This is a genomic window from Variovorax sp. P2_H12 (assembly GCF_056403395.1).
The window spans coordinates 14,254-37,859 of sequence record NZ_JBFUFO010000041.1; the positions used below are offsets into that span (position 1 = coordinate 14,254).

General features: G+C 67.7%; 30 protein-coding genes and 1 pseudogene. 18 read left to right on the forward strand and 13 right to left on the reverse strand.

Features of this window, described 5'->3' with window-relative positions; genetic code table 11:
• Positions 1–59: 59 nt before the first annotated feature.
• The 9 genes and pseudogenes from AC1DYK_RS27655 to AC1DYK_RS27695 all read left to right on the forward strand — a co-directional run bounded on the left by AC1DYK_RS27655 (position 60) and on the right by AC1DYK_RS27695 (position 6,775).
• Positions 60–401, forward strand: coding sequence for an FmdB family zinc ribbon protein (locus tag AC1DYK_RS27655; protein WP_478169209.1), 342 nt, complete (start codon positions 60–62; stop codon positions 399–401).
• Positions 402–410: 9 nt separating this feature from the next.
• The gene (locus AC1DYK_RS27660; protein ID WP_478091583.1) at positions 411–1,031 is read left to right on the forward strand and encodes a DUF502 domain-containing protein; all 621 of its coding nucleotides are present in this window, start codon (positions 411–413) and stop codon (positions 1,029–1,031) included.
• A 37-nt stretch (positions 1,032–1,068) separates the two neighbouring features.
• Positions 1,069–2,874, forward strand: coding sequence for an aspartate--tRNA ligase (gene aspS / locus AC1DYK_RS27665; RefSeq protein WP_478169210.1), 1,806 nt, complete (start codon positions 1,069–1,071; stop codon positions 2,872–2,874).
• Between the two features lie 18 nt (positions 2,875–2,892).
• Complete coding sequence (gene nudB, locus AC1DYK_RS27670) at positions 2,893–3,363, forward strand: dihydroneopterin triphosphate diphosphatase (RefSeq protein WP_478169211.1); 471 nt, start codon at positions 2,893–2,895, stop codon at positions 3,361–3,363.
• The gene (locus tag AC1DYK_RS27675) at positions 3,360–4,118 is read left to right on the forward strand and encodes an endonuclease/exonuclease/phosphatase family protein (RefSeq protein ID WP_478169212.1); all 759 of its coding nucleotides are present in this window, start codon (positions 3,360–3,362) and stop codon (positions 4,116–4,118) included. The genes nudB and AC1DYK_RS27675 overlap by 4 nt, the downstream gene beginning before the upstream one ends.
• 69 nt (positions 4,119–4,187) lie before the next feature.
• The gene (gene folE, locus AC1DYK_RS27680; RefSeq protein ID WP_442285478.1) at positions 4,188–4,919 is read left to right on the forward strand and encodes a GTP cyclohydrolase I; all 732 of its coding nucleotides are present in this window, start codon (positions 4,188–4,190) and stop codon (positions 4,917–4,919) included.
• 10 nt (positions 4,920–4,929) lie between these two features.
• Positions 4,930–5,352, forward strand: coding sequence for a BLUF domain-containing protein (locus tag AC1DYK_RS27685; protein WP_478169213.1), 423 nt, complete (start codon positions 4,930–4,932; stop codon positions 5,350–5,352).
• A gap of 23 nt (positions 5,353–5,375) precedes the next feature.
• Positions 5,376–6,200: a DUF429 domain-containing protein gene (locus AC1DYK_RS27690; protein WP_478169299.1), complete on the forward strand. Its 825-nt coding sequence runs from the start codon at positions 5,376–5,378 to the stop codon at positions 6,198–6,200.
• 150 nt (positions 6,201–6,350) lie between these two features.
• Positions 6,351–6,775 (forward strand): annotated as a pseudogene (locus AC1DYK_RS27695) (BON domain-containing protein).
• 108 nt (positions 6,776–6,883) lie between these two features.
• On the opposite strand, the gene AC1DYK_RS27700 reads toward AC1DYK_RS27695, so the two are convergent.
• From AC1DYK_RS27700 to AC1DYK_RS27720, 5 genes are all read right to left on the reverse strand, one after another.
• On the reverse strand, positions 6,884–7,324 hold the full coding sequence (locus tag AC1DYK_RS27700; protein ID WP_478169214.1) for a hypothetical protein: 441 nt from the start codon (positions 7,322–7,324) through the stop codon (positions 6,884–6,886).
• Complete coding sequence (locus AC1DYK_RS27705) at positions 7,314–7,694, reverse strand: hypothetical protein (protein WP_478169215.1); 381 nt, start codon at positions 7,692–7,694, stop codon at positions 7,314–7,316. The genes AC1DYK_RS27700 and AC1DYK_RS27705 overlap by 11 nt, the downstream gene beginning before the upstream one ends.
• Before the next feature lie 70 nt (positions 7,695–7,764).
• Positions 7,765–8,139, reverse strand: a complete 375-nt coding sequence (locus tag AC1DYK_RS27710; RefSeq protein WP_478169216.1) for a hypothetical protein — start codon at positions 8,137–8,139, stop codon at positions 7,765–7,767.
• A gap of 51 nt (positions 8,140–8,190) precedes the next feature.
• Entirely contained in the window at positions 8,191–8,355 is a 165-nt protein-coding gene (locus AC1DYK_RS27715) for a DUF1328 domain-containing protein (protein ID WP_478169217.1), read from the reverse strand.
• A gap of 170 nt (positions 8,356–8,525) precedes the next feature.
• Positions 8,526–9,866, reverse strand: a complete 1,341-nt coding sequence (locus AC1DYK_RS27720) for a sensor histidine kinase (RefSeq protein ID WP_478169218.1) — start codon at positions 9,864–9,866, stop codon at positions 8,526–8,528.
• Positions 9,867–9,973: 107 nt separating this feature from the next.
• Between AC1DYK_RS27720 and AC1DYK_RS27725 the strand changes: the two genes are divergently transcribed.
• Positions 9,974–10,606 carry a response regulator gene (locus AC1DYK_RS27725; protein ID WP_478094704.1) on the forward strand — a complete coding sequence of 211 codons (633 nt, stop codon included), beginning with the start codon at positions 9,974–9,976 and terminating at the stop codon, positions 10,604–10,606.
• Positions 10,607–10,877: 271 nt separating this feature from the next.
• Here AC1DYK_RS27725 and AC1DYK_RS27730 read toward each other — a convergent pair whose 3' ends face one another.
• On the reverse strand, positions 10,878–11,267 hold the full coding sequence (locus AC1DYK_RS27730; protein ID WP_478090807.1) for a response regulator: 390 nt from the start codon (positions 11,265–11,267) through the stop codon (positions 10,878–10,880).
• Positions 11,268–11,558: 291 nt separating this feature from the next.
• Between AC1DYK_RS27730 and AC1DYK_RS27735 the strand changes: the two genes are divergently transcribed.
• Both AC1DYK_RS27735 and AC1DYK_RS27740 read left to right on the forward strand, forming a co-directional pair.
• Positions 11,559–11,765 (forward strand): hypothetical protein, encoded by a 207-nt coding sequence (locus AC1DYK_RS27735; RefSeq protein WP_478169219.1) that lies wholly within the window; start codon positions 11,559–11,561, stop codon positions 11,763–11,765.
• Between the two features lie 48 nt (positions 11,766–11,813).
• Complete coding sequence (locus tag AC1DYK_RS27740; protein ID WP_478169300.1) at positions 11,814–13,814, forward strand: AsmA family protein; 2,001 nt, start codon at positions 11,814–11,816, stop codon at positions 13,812–13,814.
• Here AC1DYK_RS27740 and AC1DYK_RS27745 read toward each other — a convergent pair.
• The 3 genes from AC1DYK_RS27745 to gpmA all read right to left on the reverse strand — a co-directional run bounded on the left by AC1DYK_RS27745 (position 13,811) and on the right by gpmA (position 16,901).
• Positions 13,811–14,566 (reverse strand): HesA/MoeB/ThiF family protein, encoded by a 756-nt coding sequence (locus AC1DYK_RS27745; protein WP_478169220.1) that lies wholly within the window; start codon positions 14,564–14,566, stop codon positions 13,811–13,813. The genes AC1DYK_RS27740 and AC1DYK_RS27745 overlap by 4 nt on opposite strands.
• Positions 14,567–14,615: 49 nt before the next feature.
• Complete coding sequence (locus AC1DYK_RS27750; protein ID WP_478169221.1) at positions 14,616–16,058, reverse strand: S41 family peptidase; 1,443 nt, start codon at positions 16,056–16,058, stop codon at positions 14,616–14,618.
• Between the two features lie 99 nt (positions 16,059–16,157).
• Complete coding sequence (gene gpmA / locus AC1DYK_RS27755; RefSeq protein WP_478169222.1) at positions 16,158–16,901, reverse strand: 2,3-diphosphoglycerate-dependent phosphoglycerate mutase; 744 nt, start codon at positions 16,899–16,901, stop codon at positions 16,158–16,160.
• Positions 16,902–16,973: 72 nt separating this feature from the next.
• Here gpmA and AC1DYK_RS27760 point away from each other — a divergent pair, with 72 nt between their 5' ends.
• The 4 genes from AC1DYK_RS27760 to AC1DYK_RS27775 all read left to right on the forward strand — a co-directional run bounded on the left by AC1DYK_RS27760 (position 16,974) and on the right by AC1DYK_RS27775 (position 19,248).
• Positions 16,974–17,381, forward strand: coding sequence for a rhodanese-like domain-containing protein (locus AC1DYK_RS27760; RefSeq protein WP_478090812.1), 408 nt, complete (start codon positions 16,974–16,976; stop codon positions 17,379–17,381).
• 20 nt (positions 17,382–17,401) lie between these two features.
• Positions 17,402–17,662 (forward strand): glutaredoxin 3, encoded by a 261-nt coding sequence (gene grxC / locus AC1DYK_RS27765; RefSeq protein ID WP_478090813.1) that lies wholly within the window; start codon positions 17,402–17,404, stop codon positions 17,660–17,662.
• Between the two features lie 96 nt (positions 17,663–17,758).
• On the forward strand, positions 17,759–18,223 hold the full coding sequence (gene secB / locus AC1DYK_RS27770; protein WP_478090814.1) for a protein-export chaperone SecB: 465 nt from the start codon (positions 17,759–17,761) through the stop codon (positions 18,221–18,223).
• Positions 18,224–18,246: 23 nt separating this feature from the next.
• Positions 18,247–19,248, forward strand: coding sequence for an NAD(P)H-dependent glycerol-3-phosphate dehydrogenase (locus tag AC1DYK_RS27775; protein WP_478169223.1), 1,002 nt, complete (start codon positions 18,247–18,249; stop codon positions 19,246–19,248).
• Between the two features lie 21 nt (positions 19,249–19,269).
• On the opposite strand, the gene AC1DYK_RS27780 is transcribed toward AC1DYK_RS27775, so the two are convergent.
• Both AC1DYK_RS27780 and AC1DYK_RS27785 read right to left on the reverse strand, forming a co-directional pair.
• A complete protein-coding gene (locus AC1DYK_RS27780; protein WP_478169301.1) occupies positions 19,270–20,067 on the reverse strand; it encodes a segregation and condensation protein A in 798 nt (265 codons plus the stop codon).
• 126 nt (positions 20,068–20,193) lie between these two features.
• Positions 20,194–20,400 carry a DUF3460 family protein gene (locus tag AC1DYK_RS27785; RefSeq protein WP_478169224.1) on the reverse strand — a complete coding sequence of 69 codons (207 nt, stop codon included), beginning with the start codon at positions 20,398–20,400 and terminating at the stop codon, positions 20,194–20,196.
• A 107-nt stretch (positions 20,401–20,507) separates the two neighbouring features.
• Here AC1DYK_RS27785 and AC1DYK_RS27790 point away from each other — a divergent pair, with 107 nt between their 5' ends.
• Together AC1DYK_RS27790 and AC1DYK_RS27795 are read left to right on the forward strand one after the other, a co-directional pair.
• The gene (locus tag AC1DYK_RS27790; RefSeq protein ID WP_478169225.1) at positions 20,508–21,179 is read left to right on the forward strand and encodes a hypothetical protein; all 672 of its coding nucleotides are present in this window, start codon (positions 20,508–20,510) and stop codon (positions 21,177–21,179) included.
• A 27-nt stretch (positions 21,180–21,206) separates the two neighbouring features.
• Complete coding sequence (locus AC1DYK_RS27795; protein ID WP_478169302.1) at positions 21,207–21,680, forward strand: outer membrane protein assembly factor BamE; 474 nt, start codon at positions 21,207–21,209, stop codon at positions 21,678–21,680.
• Between the two features lie 4 nt (positions 21,681–21,684).
• Here AC1DYK_RS27795 and AC1DYK_RS27800 read toward each other — a convergent pair whose 3' ends face one another.
• Positions 21,685–23,349, reverse strand: coding sequence for a SulP family inorganic anion transporter (locus AC1DYK_RS27800; RefSeq protein WP_478169226.1), 1,665 nt, complete (start codon positions 23,347–23,349; stop codon positions 21,685–21,687).
• A 29-nt stretch (positions 23,350–23,378) separates the two neighbouring features.
• Positions 23,379–23,600 carry a hypothetical protein gene (locus AC1DYK_RS27805; RefSeq protein WP_478169227.1) on the reverse strand — a complete coding sequence of 74 codons (222 nt, stop codon included), beginning with the start codon at positions 23,598–23,600 and terminating at the stop codon, positions 23,379–23,381.
• Positions 23,601–23,606 lie beyond the last annotated feature (6 nt).

Consider the following 23,606-nt stretch of genomic DNA (forward strand, 5'->3'; position numbering starts at 1 on the left):
CCTATAATCGAGGGCTTTGCGAGCGGCCGCCGGCCGTTCCCTTCCGCCCCCCCAATTCCATGCCTATCTACGCCTACAAGTGCAGTGCCTGCGGCTTTGCCAAGGACGTGCTGCAGAAAATGTCCGACGCGCCGCTCTCGGAGTGCCCGTCCTGCGGCGCCAGCGCGTTCAGCAAGCAGCTCACCGCCGCGGGCTTCCAGCTCAAGGGCTCGGGCTGGTACGTGACCGATTTCCGGGACGGCGGCGGCAAGAAAGCCGCGGACAGCGGCGAGAAGGGCGCTGCCAGCCCTGCCGCGCCGGCGGAAGGCGCGGCAGCCAAGCCCGCCGACGCGCCCGCGAGCGCTGCGTCGCCTGCCCCGGCCCCGGCACCGGCTCCAGCACCCTCATCGGGCAGCGACTGAGGCCAAGCCATGCTTGCGCTGCGCAAATGGCTGCTTTCCGGCTTGCTGGTGATCGTGCCGCTGGCCATCACGCTCGGCGTGCTGAACTGGATCATCGGCACGCTCGACCAGACGCTGTGGCTGCTGCCGGAAACGTGGCAGAAGTACCTCAACGAGCACAAGGTGCGCGGCCTCGGCGTGCTGCTGACGCTGACCATCCTGCTGTCGGTCGGCGCGATCGCGAGCAACTTCGTCGGCAAGCGGCTGCTGGGCTGGGGCGATGCGGTGGTGCGCCGCATACCGGTGGTGCGCTCGATCTACTCCAGTGTCAAGCAGGTCTCCGACACGCTGTTCTCCGAGAACGGCAATGCCTTCCGTACCGCGGTGCTGATCGAGTGGCCGCGTGCGGGTTCCTGGACCATCGCCTTCGTGACCGGCACGCCCGGTCATGAGGTGGTCGGCCACCTGGGCGGCGGCGACTATCTCGGTGTCTATGTGCCGACCACGCCCAACCCGACTGGCGGCTATTTCGTGATGCTCAAGCGCAGCGACTGCATCGAACTCCGGATGAGCGTGGACGACGCGCTCAAGTACATCGTGTCGATGGGGGTGGTCGTTCCTGGCGGCCCCGCAACGATCGCGATCAAGTAAAGACAAAGACGCGCCTTCGCGGCGCCGGAATCCATCTATGGCCATGCGTTCAAACTATTGCGGTCTCGTGACCGAAGCCCTCCTCGGACAGACCGTCACCCTCTGCGGCTGGGTCAATCGCCGGCGTGACCACGGCGGCGTGATCTTCATCGACCTGCGCGACCGCGAAGGCTACGTCCAGGTGGTGTGCGACCCGGATCGCGCTTCCACCTTCGCCGCCGCCGAAGGGCTGCGCAACGAGTTCTGCGTCCAGGTCACCGGCCTGGTGCGCGCGCGCCCCGAGGGCACGGTCAACGACAGCCTCAAGAGCGGCAAGATCGAAGTGCTGTGCCACGAGATGAAGGTGCTCAATCCCTCGGTCACGCCGCCGTTCCTGCTCGACGACGACAACCTCTCGGAAACCACCCGTCTCACGCACCGCGTGCTCGACCTGCGCCGTCCGGCGATGCAGCGCAACATGATGCTGCGCTACAAGGTCACGATGGAGGCGCGCAAGTTCCTCGACGCCAACGGCTTCATCGACATCGAGACGCCGATGCTCGGCAAGTCGACGCCCGAAGGCGCGCGCGACTACCTGGTGCCGAGCCGGGTGCACGACGGCAGCTTCTTCGCGCTGCCGCAGTCGCCGCAGCTCTTCAAGCAGCTTCTGATGGTGGCCGGCTATGACCGCTACTACCAGATCGTCAAGTGCTTCCGCGACGAGGACCTGCGCGCCGACCGCCAGCCCGAGTTCACTCAGATCGACATCGAGACCTCGTTCCTCTCGGAGGAGGAAATCCGTGAGATGTTCGAGGGCATGATCCGCAACGTGTTCCGCAATGCCGCTGGCATCGAGCTGCCGGTGTTCCCGACCATGAGCTACGCCGACGCGATGTTCAAGTACGGCTCCGACAAGCCCGACCTGCGCGTGAAGCTCGAGTTCACCGAGCTCACCGAGCTCATGAAGCGCGTCGAGTTCAAGGTGTTCTCCAATGCCGCCACCATGACCGGCGGCCGCGTCGTGGCGCTGCGCGTGCCGGGTGGCGGTGCCGAAGGCGGCCTGTCGCGTGGCGAGATCGACGCCTACCAGGAGTTCGTCAAGATCTACGGCGCCAAGGGCCTCGCCTACATCAAGGTCAACGACGCGCAGGCCGGCCGCGAAGGTCTGCAGAGCCCGATCGTGAAGAATCTCGATGACGGCACGCTGGCCGAGATCATCGCGCGCACGGGCGCCCGCAACGGCGACATCCTGTTCTTCGGCGCCGACAAGGAAAAGGTCGTCAACGACGCCATCGGCGCGCTGCGCGTGAAGATCGGCCACAGCGCCTTCGGCAAGAAGAACGGCCTGTTCGACGACCGCTGGGCGCCGCTGTGGGTGGTCGACTTCCCGATGTTCGAGTTCGACGAGGAAGGCCAGCGCTGGTCGGCCGTGCACCACCCGTTCACCGCCCCCAAGGACGGCCATGAAGACCTGATGGACACGGCACCCGAGAAGTGCATCGCCAAGGCCTACGACATGGTGCTCAACGGCATCGAGATGGGCGGCGGCTCGGTCCGTATCCACCGCGAGGAAGTGCAGAGCAAGGTGTTCCGCGCGCTCAAGATCAGTGCCGAGGATGCGCAGAACAAGTTCGGCTTCCTGCTGGATGCGCTGCAGTACGGCGCGCCGCCGCACGGCGGCATCGCGATCGGCCTCGACCGCCTGGTGATGCTCATGACCGGCGCCGAATCGATCCGCGACGTGATCGCCTTCCCGAAGACGCAGCGTGCGCAGGACCTGCTGACGCAGGCGCCGAGCCCGGTGGACGAGAAGCAGCTGCGCGAGCTGCACATCAAGCTGCGCAACACGCCGCAGGCAGCCTGAGGCCGAAGGGTCGCCAGCATGAGCGAGCGGCGGCCCTGGAAGATTCCCGAGTCGGTGCTGGTCGTGGTCCACACGCCGGCGCTCGACGTGCTGTTGATCCGCCGTGCCGGCGCCGATGACCTCTGGCAGTCGGTGACGGGCAGCAAGGACTTCGAGGACGAGTCGCTGGCGCGCACCGCGGCGCGCGAGGTCGAGGAGGAGACCGGCATCCTCTGCGGTCCGGGCAGCGCGCTCGCGCTCCGGCTGGTCGACTGGCAGCGGCGCAACGTCTACGAGATCTGGCCCCGCTGGCGTGCGCGCTACGCGCCCGGCGTGACCCGCAACACCGAGCATGTGTTCGGCCTCTGCGTGCCCGAGCGGCTGACACCGCGGCTCGATCCTTGCGAGCACACGGCCTGGCGGTGGCTCCCCTACGAAGAAGCGGCGGAGGCCACTTTTTCTCCGACCAACGCCGCGGCCATCCTGCTGCTGCCACAATTTGTGCAATGAATCCCTCGGCGACCAGCTTCCGTGTAGCCACCTACAACATCCACAAGGGTGTACAGGGCATCGGCCCTGCCAGGCGCCTGGAGATCCACAACCTCGGCCATGCGATCGAACAGCTCGATGCCGACATCATCTGCCTGCAGGAGGTTCGCAAGATGAACCGCCAGGCGGCCGCGCGCTTCAATCGGTGGCCCGAGCTGCCGCAAGCGGATTTCCTGGCGCCTGAGGGCTACACGGCGGTCTACGAGACCAATGCCATCACCAAGCACGGCGAGCACGGCAACGCGCTGCTGACGCGCTGGCCGGTGCTGCGCAAGACCCACCAGGACATCTCGGACCACCGCTTCGAGCAGCGCGGCCTGCTGCACGTGGCGATCGACGTCGACGGCAGCACCGTGCACACCATCGTGGTGCATCTGGGCCTGATCAAGGGCAGCCGGATCCGCCAGATCGCACAGTTGCGCGATTTCATCGAGCGCGAGATTCCGCCCACCGAGGCGCTGGTGGTGGCCGGCGATTTCAACGACTGGGGTGCGCGGATGCGCTACGCGATGAATGCGATGGGCATGCGCGACTCGAGCGACCTGCGCGGGCCGCGCACGCTGACCTACCCCTCGCGGCTGCCGGTCGCCCAACTCGATTTCATCTACGGCCGGCAGCTCGAACCGGTCGCCTCCTCGGTGCCGCGCGGATCGATCTGGGCCCGCATGTCCGACCACCTGCCGCTCGTGACCGATTTTTCGCTATCAAAACAATAGCTGGGCGCGCAGGCGGGTAGGGCGCAGTAGGGCCATCGCGGGAATTCCATTCGCTGATACGATGCGCGGATGCTAAGGACCATCGACGCCGTACCGCGCCCCGCTGCAGGGGATGAAGACGAGGGCACGCCTGTGTCCGTGAAGATTCGAGAGCGCCTCGTCGCCGCCCGCCGCCGCTTCAACGCCAACGACAACATCGCGGAATTCATCCGGCCCGGTGAACTCGAGGGCCTGCTCGACGAGGTCGAGGGCAAGATGAAGCACGTGCTCGAGAGCCTGGTGATCGACATCGAGAATGACCACAACACCGACAACACGGCCCGCCGCGTGGCGAAGATGTACGTCAACGAGGTGTTCAAGGGCCGATACGTGCCGCCCCCCCCGCTGACCGAATTCCCCAATGCGGAGCATCTCAACGAGCTCATGATCGTCGGCCCGATCACGGTGCGCAGCGCCTGCTCGCACCACTTCTGCCCGATCATCGGCAAGCTCTGGATCGGCGTCATGCCGAACGAGAAGACCAACGTGATCGGGCTCTCGAAATACGCGCGCCTGGCTGAATGGGTGATGGGCCGGCCGCAGATCCAGGAGGAAGCAGTGGTGCAACTGGCCGACCTGATCCAGGAAAAGACCCAGCCCGACGGCCTGGCGCTGGTGGTCGAGGCCGAGCACTTCTGCATGCAGTGGCGCGGCGTCAAGGAGATGGACAGCAAGATGATCAACTCGGTCATGCGCGGCGTCTTCCTGAAGGACCCCAACCTGCGCCGAGAATTCCTTTCCCTTCTTCCGCGCAAGCGCTGAGCCGCACACCATGCTCGTACGCCTTCTCTACGCCAGTCGCGCCGTGGACACCAGTCCGGAGGCCATCGAGGCCATCCTCGCGCAATCGCGTCAGCACAACACCGCCTGCGGCATCACCGGCATCCTCTGCTATGGAGCGGGCGTGTTCCTGCAGGGCATCGAAGGCGGCCGGATGGCGATCAGCGAGCTCTATGGCCACATCCAGCGGGACCCGCGCCACAAGGACGTGGTGCTGCTGTACTACGAGGAGATCTCCGAGCGCCGGTTCGGTGGCTGGACGATGGGGCAGGTCAACCTGTCGAAGCTCAACGCCTCGACGCTGCTCAAGTATTCGGAGCGCGCCGAGCTCGATCCCTATTCGGTGTCGGGCGTGGTCTCGCTCGCGCTGCTGGAAGAACTGATGGCGACCGCGGCCATCGTCGGACGCCACTGAAGATCCTGCTCCCGATCCTGCCGCTGTTGCTCGGCTGCGATTTTTCCAGCGCGCCGAAGCCGCGCAAGCCGATCGTGGTCGCGCTCGGGACGGCGCGGGACGCGCGCGTGGAACTCGCCGGGTTCGAGTACTTCACCTCACTCGACGACTGGGGGCGCTGGCTCGGCGACCAGCCGGCGTGGGTGGGCGCCTTCGACCTTCCGTTCGGCCTGCCGCGCGAACTGGTCGAGCACCTGGGATGGCCCCTGCAATGGGAGCCGCTGATCGCCCACTATGCCGGCCTCGGCCGCGAGGAGATCCGCCGCACCTTCGCGGCCTTCTGTGCGAGTCGGCCCCAGGGCGGGAAGTTCGCGCACCGGAAGACCGACGGTCCCGCCGGATCCAGTCCTTCGATGAAATGGGTCAATCCGCCGGTCGCGTTCATGCTGCATGCCGGCGTGCCTCGGCTGGTGGCCGCCGGCGCTGCGTTGCCGGGCCTGCGCGTGCCGGCCGAAGGCAGTTCGCGCGTCGCGCTGGAAGCCTATCCGGGCCTGCTGGCACGCGAGCTGATCGGCCGGCGAAGCTACAAGAGCGACGCGGCCGCTGGCCAGAGCAACGAGCGCCGGCAGGCGCGCGGGGACTTGCTGGATGCGCTGGAAGCGGGCTCGGCTCGACTCGGGCTGCAACTCGCGCTCGACGGACGGTCACGGCGGCTGTTGCTGGACGATGCCAAGGGCGATCGCCTCGACGCGGCGCTCTGCCTGGTGCAGGCGGCCTGGGGGGCCGCGCGAAGCGGCAGCCGTCCGGGCCCGGGCTATGGTCTGCCCGCGGCGGTCGATCCGATCGAAGGCTGGATCGTGACGGCCTGACCTCCCGGCCTCCTGGCGTCCTACGGCAGGACAAGACGCTGCCCGCCGTGCCTCCCGCTCGGTCTCGCTAGATCGGAATCGGTGGTTCGGTGAGCCACCGGTGATCCAACTCACGGTGGCCCTTTCTCTCGAGACAGACAGGAGGTTCCCATGACCCATCCGAAACAAGTCAACCCGAATGTTCGCCGCTGGGTGGCGCTGATGCTGGCCGCAAGCGCGCTGGCCTTGGGCGCCTGCGACAAGGCGGGCGACGAGACCGTTGTTCAGAAGGTGGATTCGGCGATCGCCAGGACCGAGCAGGCCGGCGCTGGCGCCAAGGCCAGGACGGAATCCGCGGCGACGTCGGTGGCCGGGGCGGTGGACGACGCTTCGATCACGGCCGCGGTGTCGACGGGCTTGGCCAAGGATCCCCGGACCTGAGCGCCATCAAGATCGACGTCGACACCAAGGGCGGCCAGGTGACCCTTCGCGGTCCGGCTCCGGACGCCAACGCGAAGGCGCGAGCCGAGGAGATCGCCAAGTCCGTCAAGGGCGTCAACGGCGTCGACAACCAGCTCGAAGTGAAGGCGATGTAGGTGGCACCACCGTCGAGCCATCGTTGCCCCATGCAAAAAGCCCGGTCTCCCGGGCTTTTTGTCGTGCGGCGGGCCGCTCAGCGAACCAGCGCGATCATCTGGCGGTACTCATGGGAGGTCCTTGCGCGGGGTGGTGTCTCTCTGCATCAGCGTGGTGACCAGGTCGGCCACATCGGAGGTCTTCAGGACCGCGGCAATCACCGCGGCGGTCGAGAGCAGGCGCCAGGGCTTGACCAGCACGACCAGCGCGCCGGCCGCCGCCGCTGCGCCCATCAGCCTGGCCGGCTGCTCGCGCGCATAGCGCTCGAGGAGCGGGCGCGCGATCTGGCCGGCCGCGTTCGCGGGATGCCGGCGCCACCAGCGGCGCACCACGTGGCGTGCCACGGGCGCCCAGGCGAGGTCTTTGAACGCGCCTGGGCTGGCCGGTGGAGGCGCCACGGCGTAGAGTCCCTCCTCCTCGGGAAGGCTTCTCCGGAACTGGGCGACCAGCGCCCTGCGGGACATCGCGAGCCGCTGTTGCGGCGTGAGGGGTCGAGAGTCAACGGCCATGGCGCTCTCCGGCCGTGCGAAGCGCCTGCACATCGGCGTCGAGCTGGGCCTGAAGGTCCGCGAACGCGTGGAAGGGCGAGGGGCGTGCCGCGATCAGCGCCGATACCACGGCAATGAGGACCGCGACCCCCGGCACCGCGGCCAGCACCCAGTGGAAGCTGCCGTGCAGCACGCCGAGCATCACGGCGACGCCGATCAGCCCCAATGCCAGCATGGCGCTGACCGCCGCCAGGACGCTCGCCGCCATTCGGGCGACCAGACTGCGGCTGGCCTCCTGGGATTCCTGCCGTACCAGTGCGCCGTAGTTGGCGAGGTGTTCGGCGATCAGCTCCGGGTGGCCGAGCGCCGTCGAGACGATGGGATGGAGCATGGTGCTGCGCAGGCTCAAGCGGAGGGACGCGGCCGAAGCCGCGCTCCGCTCGAACAACGCCTGCGGCGGATCAGTAGTCGTTGCGGCGGCGGCTCGCCAGGACGATCAGCGCGGTGATGGCGGCACCGGCAGCGGCCGCCACGAGCACCGAGCGTACCGGCTGGTCGGCGATGTACTTCCCCGTGACGTCGGCGGCGGCTTCGAAGCGGCGCTGAGCCCGGGCGCTGGTGGTCGATGCGGCATCCAGGCCACGCTGGACCGCCTGCTGGACACGCGCCGCCAGTTGCTCCACGGCCGGCTCGGCATCGCGACGCAGGTCGCGAACCTTCTCCCCGGCGGCATTCACGGCATTCTGTGCGTAGGCGCGCGTGGTGTCGATGGCATCGCTGGCCGTCTGACGCGCCTCATCGGCGATTTGCGAAGGCGTCTTGGTGGTCGTGTTCATGAAATGGGTCCTTCCGGAAAATGATTGCGTTACCCGCCCATCGTAACGACGCTAGCGGCGTCGTATCAAGCCCGCGATGAAGCTGGCGAGCGCCAGAACGATGAAGACGACGAAGAGAATCTTCGCGATTCCCACTGCACTGGCGGCGATGCCGCCGAATCCGAACAGCGCGGCGATCAAGGCAATGACCAGGAACACGACGGCGTAGTACAACATGCTGTCTCCTTCGAGGGTGGCCCCGTTTGATGTGTAAACCAGTGCGCGTTCGCGACGGCTTGGGGTCCACGTTAGGAGATCGGCCGCGAAGACCCTGTCAGCAGCAGCGGCCTGGGGGCGTAGGAGAGAGCCGAAAGAGGCGGTGGCGGCCCGGGGCGAGGCCGCCGGGCTCAGGCCCGCTTGGCGGGCAGGATCGCGCTCAGGTGCGTGCCCTTGCCGGGCGTCGACGACACGGTGAGCTTGCCCTTGGCAGCCTGCACGCGATGGCGCATGCCCGCGAGGCCGTGGGTCGAAGGACGCGCGTGCTGGGTATCGAAGCCCTTGCCGTTGTCGACCACTTCGATGACCACATGGTTGCCGTAGTTCTTCATCACGATGCTGGCCTCGGTGGCCTGCGCGTACTTGCCGATGTTGGTCAGGCTCTCCTGCACCATGCGATAGGCCGTGAGTTGGTTGTCCTCGTCGAGCTCGACGGGTTCGAGCACCATCTCGATCTCCATGCCCGAGTGCTCGGCGAACTCGCGTCCGAGGATCTCCAGCGAGGCGACCAGGCCCAGATTGGACAGCGAGGAGGGGCGCAGGTCCTCGATGATGCGACGCTTGAGCGCAATGCCGCTGTTGAGCAGCTCGTTCAGGTGCTGCAGCCGCTGCGTCGCGTCCGGCGCGTCGTTGAGCCTGGATTTCAAGCGCGCGACATCGAGCTTGGCGGCCGTCAGCAGCGAGCCCAGCTCGTCGTGCAGTTCGCGCGCCAGGAACCCGCGCTCGGACTCCCGCACCTGCTGCAGGTGGGTGGCCAGTTCGGCCAGCGTCGCGGTACGCTCCCGCACCTCGCCTTCGAGCGCATTGCGTTCGCGCTGCAGCGCCTCCTGCTGGCGCTCGCCGGCCGAGCGCAACGCATGGGTCTGGCGCAGGTAGAGGTAGAACGCGGCCAGCCCCGCGAGCGCCACCAGCGCGATGCCGATGCGGCCGAAGCGCAGTGAACTTGCGATCTGGGCCTGCCCGCGCGCCAGCTCTTCGTTGCTGGTCGCAATCAGCGCCTGGGTCTGGCTGCGGATGGCCTCCATCTCCTCGCGGCCGACATCGGTCGTGATGACGAACTTCCAGGCGTCCTCGTTGCCGTTCTGGCGCAGGCGCACGCTCATTTCCATCTCTGCGAGCTTGCGCGCCACGTGCTTGGACAGCTCGCCCAGCTGCGCGAGTTCGTTCGGCCGTCCTGCATAGAGGGCCTGGAGCGTCGTCAGATGGCCGTCCACCTGCTTCAGCGCGAGGTCGTAGGGCTCCCGATAGCGGGCCTCGCCCGTCAGCAGGAAACCGCGCTGCCCGGTTTCGGCATCGAGGACGTTCTGCAGCATCTGGTTGAGCACGCTGCGTGCCTTCTGCGCGTCGCTGACATCCTGCAAGGCGCGGTACGACTGCTGGTAGCCGGCCTCGTTGATGCCCACCAGCGCCAGCGCCGCCAGTGCGGCGAGCGTGAGGCCGAGGGCCATCTTGGGGAAAGCTATCCAGCGCATGAGGTCTCCGGGCAATGCCTGCAGTTCAAATTCGGGAATAATCGGAGTCGTCCAGGGATCGGCATGTTGCGACGCAAAAGACGGCAATACAACGACGAAGGTAACAGATGATCAAGATCGGGATTGCGGACGACCACGCCATCGTGCGTTCCGGCTTGCGCCAGTTTTTCTCGGAGCACGTCGACCTTCGCGTGGTGGGTGAGGCGGCCAGCGGCCGCGAAGCGATCGAGCTTGTACGGACCACCGAACTCGATGTGCTGGTGATGGACCTCTCGATGCCGGGCCAGAGCGGCATCGACGCGCTGGCCATGATCCGTGCCAAGGCGCCGGACGTCGGCATCCTGATTCTGAGCGGCTATCCCGAGGAGCACTATGCGATGAACCTCATTCGCCAGGGCGCCAGCGGCTACCTCAACAAGGAGTGCGAGCCGATCGAGATCGTGAATGCGATCCGCACCATCTCGCTGGGCCGGCGCTACATCACGCCGGCGGTGGCCGAACTGCTGGCGCGCCAACTCGACCGCAAGGACAACGCGGCGCCCCATGAGCAGTTGTCGGAGCGCGAGTTCCAGGTTTTTCTCAAGCTGGCCAAGGGCGAAACCGCGGGCGACATCGCCAAGACGCTGTCGCTGTCGGTGAAGACCGTGAGCACCTACCGCACGCGCCTGATGGAGAAGATGAACCTGTCCTCCAACAGCGACCTGACCTACTACGCCCTCAAGAACAAACTGATCGATTGAGCTCGCCCCCAGGTTGGGCTCACTTCGTGTAGCCCGCCCACCCCCTACCGGGGGCAACACCAGCGGCCCGGCAAAGCCGGTTCCGCGGTGTTTCACCAACGGGCCTGGCTGCGCCGGCCGAACGAACAGGCGCAGTGGTCTTTCGATGGCTGCGCGCAGCGCGCCTGTTCGTGGGCAGTCGCGGAACCGGCTTCGCCGGGCCGCTGACTGCGCCCCCGGTAGGGGGTGGGCGCCCCGACACGAAGTGCGGGGCAACCTGGGGGCGAGCAACTCATGCCGTGCGGGCGGCGGCCTGCGCGATGCAGAAGTCGATCAGGCCGTCGATCTCGTTCGACTTGTCGAACACCGCATCGACGCCGAACTGTGCGCAGCGCTTGCGGATGTCGGGGGTGGCGTAGTTGCTGAGCACCACAACTTTCTGATTCGGCCGGCGCGCCAGACAGGTCTGCAGCACGCCAAGTCCGCTTCCCTGCTTCAGGAACAGATCGACGATGGCCAATTCCCACTCGTCGGCATGATCGACGAGCCATTGGCTGGCCTCCGCCTCGGTCTCGGCATAGCCGATGGCCGCGATGCACGTGAGCTCCTCCAAGGTGCCGACGAGATTCTCTCGGATCGTGACGTTGTCTTCGACGATGTAGGTTTTCAATCTTGGGTCCATGAGAACCGCTGCCCCTGGTGCGCCCTGCGGAGCCAGGCTTACCTCTAGGGAAGCGGGCCTTCGCGATGCTAGTGAAGATCTGCCTGCATCATGAAGGCTTGCGCGATCGGACGCTGTAGGCTGGTTCTTACGACCGAGTACGAAACCCCCGTAGGCCGCGCCCCACAGCGATATCGGCCGGTGGCCGACTCCGTCGGGCGGGCCGTTGTTCTAAGCTGTGGCACGGCTGCGGGGCACACGCCCGCGCGGTTCTTTTTTCGGTGGTTTGTCCGTCCATCCGCAAGGTGCAGCATGAACATCGTCTGGAGCTATGTCGCCGCATCGATCCTTGCCCTCGTCGCCGGATTCGTGGTCGCGGGCGGCGAGCCGGCTGTGGCCGAACTGCGGCTGGCCGAGGCTGCCACGACCGCGGCTGCCGCCGGCGTGTCCGTCGTCTGCCTGCTCGCCAAGCCGGCCGGGAACGGGGTGTCGGCGCGCGCAGCCGCTCCGATCGAGTGAAGGGCGCGGGTGCAGACTGCGACCGCCGCAATCTCGTCGCGCCGCCGGATGGGGTTCAAGCTCGGCGTCGTCGCGCTGGGCTTGCTCGCGGCGCTGTGGCTGGCGCTCACCTTTTTCCCGTGGGACCAGTTGCGCGAGCCTCTCAGTCGCTATGTCAGCGAGCGCACCGGGCGCAAGTTCGAGATCACTCGGCGGCTCGACGTCGACCTGGGCTGGCGGGTTGCGACGGTCAGGCTCGACGGCATCGAGTTCGCCAATCCCCTCTGGGCGCGCGACCCCTACCTGGTCCGTGCCGAGCGGGCTGAATTCGACATCCGCTTCTGGCAGCTCCTGGCAGGCCGTATCGTGCTGCCGCGGCTGGCGTTGAGCTCGCCATCGCTCGGACTGCAGGTGGAGGAGGACGGCCGCCGCACCTGGGCCCTGGGCAAGGACGGCTCGGACGCAGGCACGGTGCCGAGCATCGGACGGATCGAGGTCGATGGCGGCACGATCGATTTCCGCGCGACCTCGCTCGACCTGGATCTGCATGCCGCGTTCAGCTTCGACAGCCGCCGCGGCGAGATGCCGTTGAGCTATGAGCTCAAGGGTCGCTACCGGAGCGAGCCGCTCACCGCCTCGGGTCGCACCGGCAACGTCTTGCAGCTCGATGCCGAGGGGCGGCAGCCATTTCCGATCGAGATCGATCTGAAGACCGGCCAGACCCGGCTCCAGGCGCGTGGCACGGTGGTCGCGCTGGCCGACCTCGACGGTCTCGACGCCGAGGTCGAGATGAGAGGCCAGAACCTGGGCCGCCTCTACCCGGTCCTGGGCATCGCACTGCCCCAGACCCCGCCCTACGTGTTGAGCGGCAACTTGCGCAAGAAGGCTTCTCTTTGGGAGGTGCGCGGCCTGAAGGGCCGGCTGGGTCTCTCGGACATCCACGGGGACATGCAGTTCGACAAGTCACAGAAACGTCCTCACCTGAGCGGCACCCTGCGCTCGCGCGTGCTGGACATGGACGACCTCGGCCCGTTCATTGGTCTGCCGCCCACCGCGCGCTCGGCCAACGCGGTCGAAGGCGTGGCACCGCCGCCCGCGATCCTGCACGCCGGCAAGGGCAGGCAGGTCGACCCCGGACGCAAGGTGCTGCCGGACGCGACGCTGGACTTCGAGCGCCTTCAAGCCATGAATGCCGACGTCACGTACACCGCGGATCGGATCCAGAACGTGCGCGAGCTGCCGATGGACAAGGGCAGCGTGCAGGTGACACTCAAGGACGGCGTGCTGACGCTCGACCCGCTCGACCTCGGCGTGGCCAGCGGCAGGATCGCCGGGTCGATTCGCATCGACGCGACCCAGAACCCGGCCGACATCAGGGCGTCACTGGACATCCGCGCGATGCAGATCAACCGGCTGATCCCCAGGATCGAGACCCTGAAGACGAGCTTCGGCAGGCTCGATGGGCGAATCAATTTGTCCGGCCGCGGCAACTCGATGGCGCATTGGCTGGGCGGCGCCTCGGGCGACGTTGCGGCCATCACGGGGCGCGGCCAGTTCAGCAACCTGCTGCTGGAATTCCTCGGGCTCGACGGCGGCGAGATCATCAAGTTCATGCTCGAGGGCGATCGCGCCGTCGAACTGCGCTGTGGCGCCATGGCCTTCGATGTCGACAAGGGCGTGATGAACGGTCGCAGTCTGGTCCTCGACACGTCCGACACGGTGTTCCACGGCAGCGGCCACATCAACCTGGCGAGCGAAAGCATCGATCTCGTGGTGAAGCCGCAGCCCAAGGACAAGAGCATCCTGGCCGCGCGCTCGCCGCTGCGGATGCATGGCAGCTTCGCGGCGCCGAAGGCGGGTGTCCAGGTCGGTCCGCTGGCGGCGCGCGGTGCTGCGGCGATCGCACTGGCCGCGATCAATCCCCTGCTGGCGTTGGCCGCGACCGTGGAAACGGGGCCGGGAAAGGACGCGGACTGCACGCAGCTGCTGGCCGAGGCGAAGAAGCCGTCCTCGCGCGCTGCAGCGGCCGGCGCGGCCAGGGCCAGGCAGCGTCCTTCCGGCGGAGGCTAGGGCGGGCGGTGCCCGCACACGCCGCAGGCCGGATCGCGCGCGACACCGAGCGTGTCGAACGCGCTGCGGCGGCCATCGAACATCAGCAGGCGGCCGGCCAGCGAGGGCTCGATCCCGGCGAGCAGCTTCAGGGCTTCACTGGCCTGCAGCGTGCCGATGGTGCCGACCACCGGTGCGAAGACGCCGAGCACGGCGCAGCGCGTTTCCTCGAAATCGGCCTCCGGCGGAAAGAGGCAGGCGTAGCAGGGCGAGGCCGCATCGCGTGTGTCGTAGACGCTCAGCTGGCCGTCGAAGCGGATCGCCGCACCCGCCACCAGCGGCCTGGCATGGGCGACGCAGGCGCGGTTCACCGAATGGCGCGTCGCGAAGTTGTCGCTGCAGTCGAGCACCACGTCGGCGGTCGACACCAGCCTGTCGAGCAATTCGTCGTCGGCCCGCAGGCGGTGAGTCTCGATGGTGATGTCCGGGTTGATCGCCTGCATCGCGGCGGCCGCGGACTCGACCTTGGGCATGCCGACGCGCGCCGTGGTGTGGGCGATCTGGCGTTGGAGATTGGTGAGGTCGAGGTCGTCGTCATCGACCAGCGTGATGCGGCCGACGCCGGCCGCGGCCAGGTAGAGCAGGGCGGGCGAGCCGAGCCCGCCGGCGCCGATCACGAGAGCGTGCGCGGCACTCACGCGCGCCTGTCCATCGATGCCGAATTCCTCCAGCAGGATGTGGCGCGAGTAGCGCAGCAGGTCCTGGTCTTCCATGCGCCGCGCCTGTCGCCGGGGCGTGGCTCCCGCGGGAGCCGCCCGGGGATCAGTTGTCCTTTTTCTCTTCCTTGTTGTCGATGATGACCTGCGTCTTGCTCACGAGCACCGGCTGGCCCTTCAGGCTCTTGACGGCCTGCGCCAGAGCGAAGTCGTCGGTCGCGCCGAATTCGGGCACCTTGCGGTCCTGCGGCGGCTTCTTGGCTTCTTCCTCGAGGCGCTTGCGGGCTTCGTCGCGGGCCTTCTCGCGCTCGGGGTCCTTGCTTTCGGGGCCCTGACCGCTGGCCAGATGCTTCTCGAGGTCGGCCTCGCGCATGCGCAGCGCGGCGAAGGGGCTGCCTTCGGCGCTTTCGTCGACCAGCACGTTGGGCACGATGCCCTTGGCCTGGATCGACGTGCCGCTGGGCGTGTAGTAGCGCGCGGTCGTGATCTTGAGGCCGGTGTCGGGGCCGAGCGGGCGCACGGTCTGCACCGAGCCCTTGCCGAAGGTCTGGCTGCCCATGATGGTGGCGCGCTTGTGATCCTGCAGGGCGCCGGCGACGATTTCGCTGGCCGAGGCCGAGCCTTCGTTGACGAGCACCACCAGCGGCACGGTCTTGAGCGCCGCCGGGAGGTTGCGCAGCGGATCGCTGCCGGCACGGCGCTGGTAGAACTCGGGCGCGGCCTTGTAGATCGACTTGCTCTCGGCCAGCTGGCCGTCGGTCGACACCACCGTGACGTTCTCGGGCAGGAAGGCCGCCGAGATCGCCACCGCTGCGTCGAGCAGGCCGCCCGGATCGTTGCGCAGGTCGAGCACCAGGCCCTTGAGGTTGGGGTCCTGCTTGTAGATCTCTTCGACCTTCTTGACGAAGTCGTCGACGGTGCGCTCCTGGAACTGCGACAGGCGGATCCAGGCGTAGCCGGGCTCCATGACCTTGCCGCGGACCGACTGCGTGCGGATTTCCTCGCGCGTGATCGTGACCGGGAAAGTGCGGTTCTCGTCCTTGCGGAAGATCGTCAGCAGCACCTTGGTGTTGGCCTCGCCGCGCATGCGCTTGACGGCCTCGTTGAGCGACAGGCCGCGCACGGCCGTGTCGTCGATCTTGGTGATCAGGTCGTTCGGCTTGAGGCCAGCGCGAAACGCCGGCGAACCCTCGATCGGCGACACCACCTTGATCAGCCCGTCTTCCTGGGAGATCTCGATGCCGACGCCGACGAAGCGGCCGGTGGTGCCTTCGCGGAATTCCTTGAAGGACTTCTTGTCGAAGTACTGCGAGTGCGGATCGAGCCCGGCGACCATGCCCGAGATCGCATCGGAAATCAGCTTCTTTTCGTCGACCGACTCGACGTAATCGCTCTTGACCATGCCGAAAACCGCAGCCAGCTGCTGCAGTTCCTCGAGGGGCAGGGGGGCCAAGGAGCCTCGTGCAACGGTCTGCAACGAGACGGTGGTCAGTACGCCGGCGAAGGCGCCTGCGGCGACCCAGCCGGTGATCTTCATTTTCTGGCCCATGTAATAGTGTCCTTGTCGCCTGTCAAACCAATATACACAGCTTGGAAGCAAGTTGTCTGCCGGGGTTCCGCGACCCTTTGAACAAATTAAGAATTTTTGTTACGCCTTGCCTTGCGCGGCGACTGCGGCAAGGGCCTTCTCCGCCGCGTCGGCGTCACCGAGATAGTAGTGGCGCAGCGGCTTGAGCTCGTCGTCGAGTTCGTAGACCAGCGGGATTCCATTGGGAATGTTCAGGCTCACGATGGCGTCGTCGGAAATGCCGTCGAGGTACTTCACCAGCGCGCGGATCGAATTGCCGTGCGCCGACACCACCAGCCGGCGGCCGGCGCGGATCGCGGGCGCCATCGATTCGTTCCAGAACGGCAGCACGCGGGCCACGGTGTCCTTCAGGCATTCGGTCAAAGGCACCTGCTCGGGCGCCAGCTTGGCGTAGCGGACGTCGCCGCGCTCGCTGCGCGGGTCGTTCGGCTCCAGCGGCGGCGGCGGTGTGCCGTAGCTGCGGCGCCAGACCAGCACCTGCTCGTCGCCGTATTTCCTGGCCGTTTCGGCCTTGTTCAGGCCCTGCAGGCCCCCATAGTGGCGTTCGTTGAGGCGCCAGGAATGGACCACCGGCAGCCAGGTGCGGTCGAGTTCGTCGAGCGTGTGCCAGAGCGTGCGGGTGGCGCGCTTGAGCACGCTGGTGTAGGCGACGTCGAAGTCGTAGCCCTCGGCCTTCAGCAGCCGGCCGGCCTGCTTGGCTTGCTCGACGCCGGTCGGCGTCAGGTCGACATCGGTCCAGCCGGTGAAGCGGTTTTCGAGATTCCAGGTCGATTCGCCGTGGCGGATCAGTACCAGTTTGTGCATGGGAGAGGCCTTTGGGAACGCGTGCGGAAAGCCGACATTCTAAAATCCGAGGTTTGCCACTCAAGGAACACCGTGAAATTCATTGTCGACAACTGGATGCTGATCCTGATTGCGCTCAGCTCGGGCGGCATGCTGGCCTGGCCGATGGTGCGCGGCGCGAACACCGGCTCGCTCACGGCCCAGGGCGCGGTGCAGTTGATCAACCGCGAGCGCGCGGTGGTGGTCGATGTGCGCGAGCCGGAAGAATTCGCGACCGGCCATGTCACGGGTGCCAAGAACGTGCCGCTCAACCAGCTCGAGCAGAAACTGCCGACCGCGGTCAAGAACAAGTCGTTGCCATTGTTGCTGGTCTGTGCGAGCGGGTCGCGCGCTCAGCGCGCCGTGGCCACGGCCAAGAAGCTCGGGTATGAGCAAGCCCAAGCGGTCGCGGGCGGACTCAAGTCGTGGAAAGACGCTAATCTGCCGCTTGAAAAGGCCTGAACCTCCACGAAATACTCCCGATGCAAGCCGTCAAGATGTACACCACCGCCGTCTGCCCCTACTGCATTCGCGCGAAGCAAATCCTCAAGTCCAAGGGCGTCGAGCAGATCGAGGAGATCCGCATCGACAGCGACCCCCAGGCACGCGCCACGATGATGGACCTCACGCGCCGGCGCACCGTGCCGCAGATCTTCATCGGCGAGACCCATGTCGGCGGCTGCGACGACCTGGTCGCGCTCGATGGGCGCGGCGGCCTGATGCCGTTGCTGCAGGGCGCCTGAGTCCCCGTCCGGCGGGCGATAATCACCGGTTACTTCCAGCAGCCCGCTCCGGGAGACCCCGGGCGGGCATCGTTTTGATTCTCGAAAGTTAGAGCCATGGCCGACCAGCAAGCACAAGATCCCGTTTTCCAGATCCAGCGCGTCTACCTGAAAGACCTGTCGCTCGAGCAACCCAATTCGCCGGCCATCCTGCTCGAGCAGGAACAGCCCACCGTGGACATCCAGCTCGGCGTCGACGCCCAGCCCGTGACCGACGGCATCTTCGAGATCACCGTGTCGGCCACCGTGCAGACCAAGATCAACGACAAGACCGTGTTCCTGGTCGAGGCCAAGCAGGCCGGCATCTTCGAGATCCGCAACCTGCCCGAAGACCAGATGGGCCCGATCCTCGGCATCGCCTGCCCGCAGATCGTCTACCCCTACCTGCGCGGCAACGTGGCCGACGTGATCCAGCGCGGCGGCTTCCCGCCGGTGCACCTGGCCGAGATCAACTTCCAGGCGATGTTCGAGCAGCAGCAGGCCCAGGCCGCCGGCCAGGCTTCGCCGATCGTCACTCAGTAATCGCCGCCCAGCGCCTGCCGCCGATGAAGATCTGCGTGCTCGGCGCCGGCGCCTGGGGCACGGCGCTGGCGATCAATGCCTCCGGCCGGCACGCGGTCACGCTCTGGGCGCGCGATGCCGAGCAGGTCCGCGCGATGTCGCAGGCGCGCGAGAACGCGCGCTACCTGCCCGGCTTTGCCTTCCCTCCCTCGCTGACCCTCCAGGCCGGCGCGGCGCTGTCGGCATTGGCAGGCGCCGACCTGGCGATCGTGGCGACGCCGATGGCGGCGCTGCGCGGCCAGCTCGGCCAGCTGCGCGATGCGACCTGCCCGGTGGCCTGGCTCTCGAAGGGCGTCGAGCCGGCCGAGGCCGGCTCCGGCGAGCTCGGCCTGCTGGCCCACGAGATCCAGGCCCGGGTGGCGCCCGGGCTGCTGGCCGGCGTGCTCAGCGGCCCGAGCTTCGCGCAGGAGGTGGCGCAGGCCCGGCCCACCGCGCTGGTGGCAGCCAGTCCGCATGCCCGCGTGCGCGAGGCGCTGGTCGAGGCCTTCCACGGCCCGGCGCTGCGGGTCTATGCCAATGACGACATCGTCGGCGTCGAGGTCGGAGGTGCGGTCAAGAACGTGCTCGCGATCGCCACCGGTTTGGCCGACGGCCTCGACCTCGGGCTCAACGCGCGGGCCGCACTGATCACGCGCGGCCTGGCCGAAATGACCCGCTTCGGCGTCGCTCTCGGCGCCCGGGCCGACACCTTCATGGGGCTGTCCGGCCTCGGCGACCTGGTGCTCACGGCCACCGGCGACCTGTCGCGCAACCGCAAGGTCGGATTGCTGCTGGCGCAAGGCCGGTCGCTGTCGCAGGCGGTGGATTCGCTCGGCCACGTGGCCGAGGGCGTCTACTGTGCGCGCACCGTGGTGCAGCGGGCGCGGCACCTGGGGATCGAGATGCCGATCTCCGACAGCGTGGTGGCGGTGCTCGATGGGCGGGTCAGGCCGGCGGAGGCGGTGGCCGGGCTGATGGGGCGCGAGCCAGGCGTCGAATCCGCCTGAAGCAGCCCGAAAGGCAATGAATCAGGCCGGCGCGTAGGCCAGCCGCACGTAGATCGGCGCGAAGGCCTCGGCTTGCGTGATGTCGATCAGGGTCTCCTTCGCGAGCTCGAGCATCGCGATGAAGGTGACGATCAGCACCGGCGTGCCGCGCGTGACGTCGAACAGCTTCTCGAACTCGACGAACTGCCGCCCCTGCAGGTGCCGCAGCACGATGCTCATGTGCTCGCGCACGCTGAGCTCCTCGCGCGAGATCTTGTGGTGCTGCACGAGCTTGGCGCGCTTCAGGATGTCGGCCCAGGCGTCGCGCAGGTCGACGACGTTCATGTCCGGGAAGCGCGGCTTGAGAGACTGCTCGATGTAGACCTGCGCCTTCCAGAAGTCGCGTCCGGCGTGCGGCATGGCGCTCAGCGAGGCGGCCTGCAGCTTGGTCTGTTCGTACTCGAGCAGGCGGCGGACCAGCTCGGCGCGCGGGTCCTCGGCTTCCTCGCCCTCGGCCGACTTCTTTGGCGGCAGCAGCATGCGCGACTTGATCTCGATCAGCATCGCCGCCATCAGCAGGTACTCGGCGGCGAGCTCGAGGTTGGTCTGGCGGATCTCGTCGACGTAGCTCAGGTACTGCCGCGTCAGCCCGGCCATCGGGATGTCGAGGATGTTGAAGTTCTGCTTGCGGATCAGGTAGAGCAGCAGGTCGAGCGGGCCCTCGAAGGCCTCGAGGAAGACCTGCAGCGCCTCGGGCGGGATGTAGAGGTCGTTCGGCAGCGCGAACAGCGGCTCGCCATAGAGCCGCGCCAGCGCGACCTGGTCGATGACGTCGGGCATCGCGGCGACCACGACGGTGCCGTCCTCCGCGATGACCTCGTCCGGCGCCGAACGGACGCCTTTGCCCGACGCGCCGCCCTCGCCCTGGCGGCGGGCGCCGGAACCCGGAACGGCGCGGATGGTCACTTACTTGACGCGGGTCTGGTAGACGTAGGCCTGCTGCGGCACATTGGCCTCGCTGTACTCCTCGAGCAGGCCGCGGTCGAGGTGCTTGTCCCACAGCAGGGCACGGCCGGCGCGCTGTTCGGCCTCCAGCGTCGGCTTCCGCTCCTTCATCTGTTCGATGAAGTTGGTGATTTCGGACGTGTAGTGGGGGCGGGCGAAGATGGACATTGCAATAGGACCTTTGGCGCGGATTTTACCGGGTGGAATCCGCCTTGAAGCCGTCGTCGGCATGCGCTAGCGTGGCGGCTCCGATCCCAAACCCAGGAGAAACGCTTATGAAGCGCCGACATTCGATGGCTCTCGCCGCGACCGCAGCCGCCGCCTTGCTGGTGGGGGCCTGCAGCAGCAGCGGGCCCGCCACGCCGCAGGGCAGGATGGGTTTCTTCCTCACCAGCACCAACCCCGGCAAGGGCGCCGACTTCGGCGGCCTGGCCGGCGCCGACCGCTTCTGCCAGAGCCTGGCTTCGGCCGTCGGTGCCGGCGGGCGCACCTGGCGTGCCTACCTGAGCACCACCGCGGCGCCCGGAGCGCCGGCGGTCAATGCGCGCGACCGCGTCGGCACCGGGCCCTGGTACAACGTCAAGGGCCAACTGATCGCGAGCAACGTCGACGAGCTGCATGGCGCCAACAAGATCACCAAGCAGACCGCGCTGACCGAAAAGGGCGAGGTCGTCAGCGGGCGCGGCGACACCGTCACCATGCACGACATCCTGACCGGGTCGTCGCCCGACGGTCGCGCCGTGGCCGACGCCAAGGACACCACCTGCGGCAACTGGACCAAGAGCGGCGACGGCTCGGCCATCGTTGGACACCATGACCGCAGCGGCCTGGACGAGAGCGCGCCCGCGAAGTCCTGGAACTCCTCGCACGCCACGCAGGGCTGCAGCCTGGACGCATTGAAGAAGACAGGCGGCGGCGGCCTGCTGTTCTGCTTCGCGCAGAACTGAGCGGTGCGGCGACGAAACCGGGCGCGGATCGCAGTGGGCTGGCTGGCCGCGGTGCTGTCCCTCGTGGGCTGCGACCCGCAGCGCATCGCGGAGCTGGAGGAGGGCGTGGCGACCGAGGCCGACGTGCGCGCACGCTTTGGCCAGCCCGAGAACATCTGGGATGCGCCCGAGGGCCGGGTGTTCGAGTACAACCGCCAGCCGCAGGGGCAGAAGAACTACATGATCACGATCGGGCCCGAAGGCCGGATGACGGCCTTGCGCCAGGTGCTCACGCCCGCGAACTTCGCCAAGGTGAAGCCGGGCATGACGATGGAAGACCTGCGCAGGTTGCTGGGCAAGCCGGCCAGGCGCACACCCTATCCGCTCAAGAACGAGACCGCCTGGGAATGGCGCTGGATGCAGCCGCCGAATTCGCCGATGGTGTTCACCGCCACGCTGGATGACGACCAGCGTGTGACCAGCGCGGGCTCTTCGCCGGACCGCGGCACCGAAGTGCCTTGAGCGTTCAGTTGCCGGGCTGAGCCGCAAGTTCCGCCGCAAATCCCGAGCGCTCGAAGGCCTCGAGCGGCTGCGCATGCAGCGATTCGACCCGCAGCACCCCGCCGCGCTCGCGCACCGCTTTGTGCAATCGGCGCAGCGCGTCCATGCCGGTGGCGTCGATCAAGAACAGCTGCATCGCGTCGAGCACCACCGTCATGCCGCGCGGTGCGCGCTCGACCGCGGCCACGGCAGGATCGAGCTTGGCGGCGGCGCCGAAGAACAGCGCGCCCTGCAGCTTGAAGGTCAGCACGGGCGGCTCGAGCGCCACCAGTTCGACGCTGAAAAGCTGGCTCATGCGCGTCACGAACAGTGCGCACGCCAGCACGATGCCCGCCTGCACCGCGACCGTGAGGTCGAACACCACGGTGAGGAAGAAGGTGCCCAGCATCAGCAGCCGGTAGTGGCGGCTGAAGAGGCGCAGCCTGTGGGGGGAGAACTCGCGCCACTCGCCCATGTTCCAGGCCACGAAGACCAGGATGCCCGCCAGCACCGACAGCGGCACGTGCCGGGCCAGCGGCGCCCCCAGCAGCACCACGACCAGCAGCGTCAACGCATGCACGATGCCGGCGATCGGCGAGCTGGCGCCGGCGCGCAGGTTGGTCACGGTGCGGGCAATGGTGCCGGTGGCCGGCATGCCGCCGAAGAAGGGGGCGACCGCATTGGCGATGCCCTGCGCCATCAGCTCCTGGTTGGGATCGTGGCGCGGCAGCCCGCCGATCTGGTCGGCCACGCGGGCGCACAGCAGCGATTCGATGGCGCCCAGCGCGGCGATGGTGAAGGCCGGGGTCACGAGCTGCTTGACCGTTTCCCACGAGAACGCGGGCAGCGCGAAGGCGGGCAGGCCGCCGGGGATGCCGCCGAAGCGCGTGCCGATGGTCTCCACCGGCAGGCTGAAGCCCCAGGACACCAGCGTCAGCGTGACCAGCGCGACGATCGGCCCCGGCATGCGCGAGCCGGCCTGCGCGGCGCGCGCCCGCGCCGCGCGGCCCAGCACCCGATGCACCGCGCGCCCGACCCAGGTGCCGGCGAGCAGCAGCTGCGGCCAGGCGGCCAGGCCGAGCAGGCAGGCCAGGCCGAGTGCGAAGGCATGCGGATTGAAGCTGCCGAGGTGGGTGGCCAGCGTGTGGATCTGCGAGAACATGTCGGCCGGCATTTTGGCGATCGAGAGTCCCAGCCAGTCCTTCAGCTGCGAGACCAGGATCAGCGCCGCGATGCCGTTGGTGAAGCCCACCACGATCGACAGCGGCACGTAGCGCACCAGCGTGCCGAGGCGGAACAGTCCCATCAGGAACAGCAGCACGCCGGCGCAGGCGGTGGCGATCAGCAGGTTCGCCACGCCGTAGCGGTCGACGATGCCGTAGACGATCACGATGTAGGCGCCGGCCGGCCCGCCGATCTGCACCGCCGAGCCGCCGAGGGCCGAGATCAGGAAGCCGGCGATGATCGCGGTCCAGATGCCGGCCTCGGGCTTGAGGCCGGAGGCGATCGCGAAGGCCATCGCCAGCGGCAGCGCGACGATGCCCACCGTGACGCCGGCGCCGACGTCCTTGAGGAAGCGGTCCTTGTCGTAGCCCGCCAGCGCGTCGATCAGTCGGGGCCGGAAGGCCGCGAGCTTCAGGTGCGAAGTCATGGCGTCATTGTGGACGCCGGATCGGTCGGTCAGTCGGAGTCGCCGGGCAGCACCGCGTCGGCGGCGGCGCCGACTGCCTTGCCCGTGATGCGCACCGTGCCGATGGCGGCGTCGGCCGCGAGGCCCACGGCGCCGGCGCCGACGCTCACGGCGGTGCTCGCGACGCTCACCACCGCACAGCCCGGGAGCAAGGGGACGGCGGCCAGGACCAGGGCCGCGAGCCGGAGGCGAGAAAGGAAGGCGATCTGCATGCGCGC

What these genes read in the sequence shown, in the direction of transcription:
- AC1DYK_RS27740 (WP_478169300.1), top strand. Translation starts at nt 11,814, where the DNA reads ATGGGGTTCAAGCTCGGCGTCGTCGCGCTGGGCTTGCTCGCGGCGCTG.
- AC1DYK_RS27700 (WP_478169214.1), bottom strand. Translation starts at nt 7,324, where the DNA reads ATGGCCGTTGACTCTCGACCCCTCACGCCGCAACAGCGGCTCGCGATG.
- AC1DYK_RS27805 (WP_478169227.1), bottom strand. Translation starts at nt 23,600, where the DNA reads ATGCAGATCGCCTTCCTTTCTCGCCTCCGGCTCGCGGCCCTGGTCCTG.
- AC1DYK_RS27675 (WP_478169212.1), top strand. Translation starts at nt 3,360, where the DNA reads ATGAATCCCTCGGCGACCAGCTTCCGTGTAGCCACCTACAACATCCAC.
- grxC (WP_478090813.1), top strand. Translation starts at nt 17,402, where the DNA reads ATGCAAGCCGTCAAGATGTACACCACCGCCGTCTGCCCCTACTGCATT.
- AC1DYK_RS27705 (WP_478169215.1), bottom strand. Translation starts at nt 7,694, where the DNA reads ATGCTCCATCCCATCGTCTCGACGGCGCTCGGCCACCCGGAGCTGATC.
- gpmA (WP_478169222.1), bottom strand. Translation starts at nt 16,901, where the DNA reads ATGCACAAACTGGTACTGATCCGCCACGGCGAATCGACCTGGAATCTC.
- AC1DYK_RS27655 (WP_478169209.1), top strand. Translation starts at nt 60, where the DNA reads ATGCCTATCTACGCCTACAAGTGCAGTGCCTGCGGCTTTGCCAAGGAC.
- AC1DYK_RS27745 (WP_478169220.1), bottom strand. Translation starts at nt 14,566, where the DNA reads ATGGAAGACCAGGACCTGCTGCGCTACTCGCGCCACATCCTGCTGGAG.
- AC1DYK_RS27800 (WP_478169226.1), bottom strand. Translation starts at nt 23,349, where the DNA reads ATGACTTCGCACCTGAAGCTCGCGGCCTTCCGGCCCCGACTGATCGAC.
- AC1DYK_RS27715 (WP_478169217.1), bottom strand. Translation starts at nt 8,355, where the DNA reads ATGTTGTACTACGCCGTCGTGTTCCTGGTCATTGCCTTGATCGCCGCG.
- aspS (WP_478169210.1), top strand. Translation starts at nt 1,069, where the DNA reads ATGGCCATGCGTTCAAACTATTGCGGTCTCGTGACCGAAGCCCTCCTC.
- AC1DYK_RS27725 (WP_478094704.1), top strand. Translation starts at nt 9,974, where the DNA reads ATGATCAAGATCGGGATTGCGGACGACCACGCCATCGTGCGTTCCGGC.
- AC1DYK_RS27660 (WP_478091583.1), top strand. Translation starts at nt 411, where the DNA reads ATGCTTGCGCTGCGCAAATGGCTGCTTTCCGGCTTGCTGGTGATCGTG.
- AC1DYK_RS27685 (WP_478169213.1), top strand. Translation starts at nt 4,930, where the DNA reads ATGCTCGTACGCCTTCTCTACGCCAGTCGCGCCGTGGACACCAGTCCG.
- folE (WP_442285478.1), top strand. Translation starts at nt 4,188, where the DNA reads ATGCTAAGGACCATCGACGCCGTACCGCGCCCCGCTGCAGGGGATGAA.
- AC1DYK_RS27775 (WP_478169223.1), top strand. Translation starts at nt 18,247, where the DNA reads ATGAAGATCTGCGTGCTCGGCGCCGGCGCCTGGGGCACGGCGCTGGCG.
- AC1DYK_RS27710 (WP_478169216.1), bottom strand. Translation starts at nt 8,139, where the DNA reads ATGAACACGACCACCAAGACGCCTTCGCAAATCGCCGATGAGGCGCGT.
- AC1DYK_RS27785 (WP_478169224.1), bottom strand. Translation starts at nt 20,400, where the DNA reads ATGTCCATCTTCGCCCGCCCCCACTACACGTCCGAAATCACCAACTTC.
- AC1DYK_RS27720 (WP_478169218.1), bottom strand. Translation starts at nt 9,866, where the DNA reads ATGCGCTGGATAGCTTTCCCCAAGATGGCCCTCGGCCTCACGCTCGCC.
- nudB (WP_478169211.1), top strand. Translation starts at nt 2,893, where the DNA reads ATGAGCGAGCGGCGGCCCTGGAAGATTCCCGAGTCGGTGCTGGTCGTG.
- secB (WP_478090814.1), top strand. Translation starts at nt 17,759, where the DNA reads ATGGCCGACCAGCAAGCACAAGATCCCGTTTTCCAGATCCAGCGCGTC.
- AC1DYK_RS27735 (WP_478169219.1), top strand. Translation starts at nt 11,559, where the DNA reads ATGAACATCGTCTGGAGCTATGTCGCCGCATCGATCCTTGCCCTCGTC.
- AC1DYK_RS27780 (WP_478169301.1), bottom strand. Translation starts at nt 20,067, where the DNA reads ATGCCCGACGTCATCGACCAGGTCGCGCTGGCGCGGCTCTATGGCGAG.
- AC1DYK_RS27790 (WP_478169225.1), top strand. Translation starts at nt 20,508, where the DNA reads ATGAAGCGCCGACATTCGATGGCTCTCGCCGCGACCGCAGCCGCCGCC.
- AC1DYK_RS27750 (WP_478169221.1), bottom strand. Translation starts at nt 16,058, where the DNA reads ATGGGCCAGAAAATGAAGATCACCGGCTGGGTCGCCGCAGGCGCCTTC.
- AC1DYK_RS27730 (WP_478090807.1), bottom strand. Translation starts at nt 11,267, where the DNA reads ATGGACCCAAGATTGAAAACCTACATCGTCGAAGACAACGTCACGATC.